At 48.4% G+C, this 5,126-nt stretch carries 2 rRNA genes; both read left to right on the top strand.

The features are described 5' to 3' along the window. Positions 1-305 precede the first annotated feature (305 nt). Positions 306-1,847: ribosomal RNA gene (locus H5232_RS21390) — 16S ribosomal RNA — on the top strand. 294 nt (positions 1,848-2,141) lie between these two features. Beyond that, positions 2,142-5,028 (top strand): 23S ribosomal RNA (locus H5232_RS21385). The 16S and 23S rRNA genes sit together here, the layout of an rRNA operon. Positions 5,029-5,126 lie beyond the last annotated feature (98 nt).

Below are 5,126 nucleotides of genomic sequence, written 5' to 3'. Positions count from 1 at the left end.
AAAATTAAGTGTTGACAAAAAAATAGGAAAGCGTAATATGCGCAGCCCTAGCGAGATAAAGTTTAACTTTAACCGCAACGTTCTTTAACAATATAAAGCAATCATCTGTGTGGGCACTCGTACAGATTGAGTTCTAACAGCCAAGCTTAGTTCGCTAAGCAAGGCAAAAAATTTAGAGTCTCAATTGAAACTGAGTGACCAACAGAAGTAACTTATTTATAAGTTGCTTCGGCACAGTCAATTCAATATCGAAAGATATTAAATAAATTCAGAATTCATTGAGCTGTCGAAAGACAAAAAACTTTTAATTGAAGAGTTTGATCATGGCTCAGATTGAACGCTGGCGGCAGGCCTAACACATGCAAGTCGAGCGGTAACAGAGAGTAGCTTGCTACTTTGCTGACGAGCGGCGGACGGGTGAGTAATGCTTGGGAATATGCCTTTTGGTGGGGGACAACAGTTGGAAACGACTGCTAATACCGCATAATGTCTACGGACCAAAGTGGGGGACCTTCGGGCCTCACGCCAAAAGATTAGCCCAAGTGGGATTAGCTAGTTGGTAAGGTAATGGCTTACCAAGGCAACGATCCCTAGCTGGTTTGAGAGGATGATCAGCCACACTGGGACTGAGACACGGCCCAGACTCCTACGGGAGGCAGCAGTGGGGAATATTGCACAATGGGCGCAAGCCTGATGCAGCCATGCCGCGTGTGTGAAGAAGGCCTTCGGGTTGTAAAGCACTTTCAGTAAGGAGGAAAGGGTAGTCTTTAATAGAGGCTATCTGTGACGTTACTTACAGAAGAAGCACCGGCTAACTCCGTGCCAGCAGCCGCGGTAATACGGAGGGTGCGAGCGTTAATCGGAATTACTGGGCGTAAAGCGTACGCAGGCGGTTTGTTAAGCGAGATGTGAAAGCCCCGGGCTCAACCTGGGAACTGCATTTCGAACTGGCAAACTAGAGTGTGATAGAGGGTGGTAGAATTTCAGGTGTAGCGGTGAAATGCGTAGAGATCTGAAGGAATACCGATGGCGAAGGCAGCCACCTGGGTCAACACTGACGCTCATGTACGAAAGCGTGGGGAGCAAACAGGATTAGATACCCTGGTAGTCCACGCCGTAAACGATGTCTACTAGAAGCTCGGAACCTCGGTTCTGTTTTTCAAAGCTAACGCATTAAGTAGACCGCCTGGGGAGTACGGCCGCAAGGTTAAAACTCAAATGAATTGACGGGGGCCCGCACAAGCGGTGGAGCATGTGGTTTAATTCGATGCAACGCGAAGAACCTTACCTACACTTGACATACAGAGAACTTACTAGAGATAGTTTGGTGCCTTCGGGAACTCTGATACAGGTGCTGCATGGCTGTCGTCAGCTCGTGTTGTGAGATGTTGGGTTAAGTCCCGCAACGAGCGCAACCCCTATCCTTAGTTGCTAGCAGGTAATGCTGAGAACTCTAAGGAGACTGCCGGTGATAAACCGGAGGAAGGTGGGGACGACGTCAAGTCATCATGGCCCTTACGTGTAGGGCTACACACGTGCTACAATGGCGCATACAGAGTGCTGCGAACTCGCGAGAGTAAGCGAATCACTTAAAGTGCGTCGTAGTCCGGATTGGAGTCTGCAACTCGACTCCATGAAGTCGGAATCGCTAGTAATCGCGTATCAGAATGACGCGGTGAATACGTTCCCGGGCCTTGTACACACCGCCCGTCACACCATGGGAGTGGGTTGCTCCAGAAGTAGATAGTCTAACCCTCGGGAGGACGTTTACCACGGAGTGATTCATGACTGGGGTGAAGTCGTAACAAGGTAGCCCTAGGGGAACCTGGGGCTGGATCACCTCCTTATACGATTTAGAACTTATTTGTTCGTAGTGTCCACACAGATGATTGTTAGTTAGTTTTACCCTTTGGGTTAACTAATTAATATGCTCTTTAAAAATTTGGAAAAGCTGATAATAAAATTCGTATAAATACAGTGTATTTGTACAGAGTTTTCAAAAGTAAAAAAGAATGATAGCAGTATCATTCAGTGCCATTTAATGAACGTTTACGTTTGTTAATTGGTATCTACTTTAGTATTCAATATTAACTTCTGGCGAAGTTAAACTGTCACAAAACAAAGACCCGTTTGGGTTGTATGGTTAAGTGACTAAGCGTACACGGTGGATGCCTTGGCAGTTGGAGGCGATGAAGGACGTATTAACTTGCGATAAGCCTAGTCAAGCTAGTAAAAAGCACTTGAGACTAGGATTTCCGAATGGGGAAACCCACCTGCTTGCAGGTATCGTTAACTGAATACATAGGTTAACGAGGCGAACGCGGAGAACTGAAACATCTAAGTACCCGTAGGAAAAGAAATCAACCGAGATTCCGAAAGTAGCGGCGAGCGAAATCGGAACAGCCCTTAAGCTTAATTGGTGTTAATGGAAGGCTCTGGAAAGTGCCACGATACAGGGTGATAGTCCCGTACATGAAAATCCCTTTTAAGTGAAATCGAGTAGGTCGGAGCACGTGAAACTTTGACTGAATATAGGTGGACCATCATCTAAGGCTAAATACTCCCAACTGACCGATAGTGAACCAGTACCGTGAGGGAAAGGCGAAAAGAACCCCTGTGAGGGGAGTGAAATAGAACCTGAAACCGTGTACGTACAAGCAGTAGGAGCCCACTTGTTGGGTGACTGCGTACCTTTTGTATAATGGGTCAGCGACTTATATTTTGTAGCGAGGTTAACCGATTAGGGTAGCCGTAGGGAAACCGAGTCTTAACTGGGCGATTAGTTGCAAGGTATAGACCCGAAACCCGGTGATCTAGCCATGGGCAGGTTGAAGGTTGAGTAACATCAACTGGAGGACCGAACCCACTAACGTTGAAAAGTTAGGGGATGACCTGTGGCTAGGAGTGAAAGGCTAATCAAACCGGGAGATAGCTGGTTCTCCCCGAAATCTATTTAGGTAGAGCCTCGGACGAATACTTACGGGGGTAGAGCACTGTTAAGGCTAGGGGGTCATCCCGACTTACCAACCCTTTGCAAACTCCGAATACCGTAAAGTAATATCCGGGAGACACACGGCGGGTGCTAACGTCCGTCGTGAAGAGGGAAACAACCCAGACCGCCAGCTAAGGTCCCAAAGTCATAGTTAAGTGGGAAACGATGTGGAAAGGCCCAGACAGCCAGGAGGTTGGCTTAGAAGCAGCCATCCTTTAAAGAAAGCGTAATAGCTCACTGGTCGAGTCGGTCTGCGCGGAAGATGTAACGGGGCTAAACTATGCACCGAAGCTGCGGATTCAGAATTTATTCTGAGTGGTAGGGGAGCGTTCTGTAAGCGGTTGAAGGTGTACCGGGAGGTATGCTGGACGTATCAGAAGTGCGAATGCTGACATGAGTAACGATAATGCGGGTGAAAAACCCGCACGCCGGAAGACCAAGGGTTCCTATCCCATGTTAATCAGGGTAGGGTAAGTCGACCCCTAAGGCGAGGCCGAAAGGCGTAGTCGATGGGAAACGGATTAATATTTCCGTACTTGGTATAATTGCGATGGGGGGACGGAGCAGGCTAAGCAAGCATGGCGTTGGTAGTCCATGTGAAAGTGAGTAGGCTAGCGACTTAGGTAAATCCGGGTTGCTGTTAGGCTGAGACACGAGACGAGTCACTAAGGTGATGAAGTTGCTGATGCCATACTTCCAGGAAAAGCCTCTAAGCTTCAGATTATACCGAATCGTACCCCAAACCGACACAGGTGGTCAGGTAGAGAATACTAAGGCGCTTGAGAGAACTCGGGTGAAGGAACTAGGCAAAATCGTACCGTAACTTCGGGAGAAGGTACGCTCCGATTGGTGATGAGACTTGCTCTCTAAGCTGATTGGAGCCGCAGTGACCAGGTGGCTGGGACTGTTTATTAAAAACACAGCACTGTGCAAAATCGCAAGATGACGTATACGGTGTGACACCTGCCCGGTGCCGGAAGGTTAATTGATGGGGTTATCTTCGGAGAAGCTCTTGATCGAAGCCCCGGTAAACGGCGGCCGTAACTATAACGGTCCTAAGGTAGCGAAATTCCTTGTCGGGTAAGTTCCGACCTGCACGAATGGTGTAACCATGGCCACGCTGTCTCCACCCGAGACTCAGTGAAATTGAAATCGCAGTGAAGATGCTGTGTACCCGCGGCTAGACGGAAAGACCCCGTGAACCTTTACTACAGCTTGGCACTGAACATTGAACCTACATGTGTAGGATAGGTGGGAGACTTAGAAGCGCAGACGCTAGTTTTTGTGGAGTCGTCCTTGAAATACCACCCTTGTAGTTTTGATGTTCTAACGTTGGCCCCTGAATCGGGGTTACGGACAGTGCCTGGTGGGTAGTTTGACTGGGGCGGTCTCCTCCCAAAGAGTAACGGAGGAGCACGAAGGTTGGCTAAGTACGGTCGGACATCGTACGGTTAGTGTAATGGTAGAAGCCAGCTTAACTGCGAGACAGACACGTCGAGCAGGTACGAAAGTAGGTCATAGTGATCCGGTGGTTCTGAATGGAAGGGCCATCGCTCAACGGATAAAAGGTACTCCGGGGATAACAGGCTGATACCGCCCAAGAGTTCATATCGACGGCGGTGTTTGGCACCTCGATGTCGGCTCATCACATCCTGGGGCTGAAGTCGGTCCCAAGGGTATGGCTGTTCGCCATTTAAAGTGGTACGCGAGCTGGGTTTAGAACGTCGTGAGACAGTTCGGTCCCTATCTGCCGTGGGCGTTTGAGAATTGAGAGGGGTTGCTCCTAGTACGAGAGGACCGGAGTGAACGAACCGCTGGTGTTCGGGTTGTCATGCCAATGGCATTGCCCGGTAGCTACGTTCGGAACTGATAAGCGCTGAAAGCATCTAAGCGCGAAGCAGGCCTCGAGATGAGTTCTCACTAGAGCTTTAAGCTCTCTGAAGGGCCGTTGAAGACTACAACGTTGATAGGCAAGATGTGGAAGCATAGTGATATGTTAAGCTAACTTGTACTAATTACCCGTGAGGCTTAACCATACAACGCCAAACGCGTTTTATGTGATAGTTGATAGCGCAAGAAGTTAATAGACTAAAGTAGATTTACTGAAAACTTTTATTATCAGAATTCCAAATTT

Source organism: Pseudoalteromonas sp. SG41-5 (assembly GCF_014164495.1).
GTDB lineage: Bacteria > Pseudomonadota > Gammaproteobacteria > Enterobacterales > Alteromonadaceae > Pseudoalteromonas > Pseudoalteromonas rhizosphaerae.
Note: the sequence above shows the minus strand (reverse complement) of the source record. Positions and strands in the feature narration are given on the sequence as shown.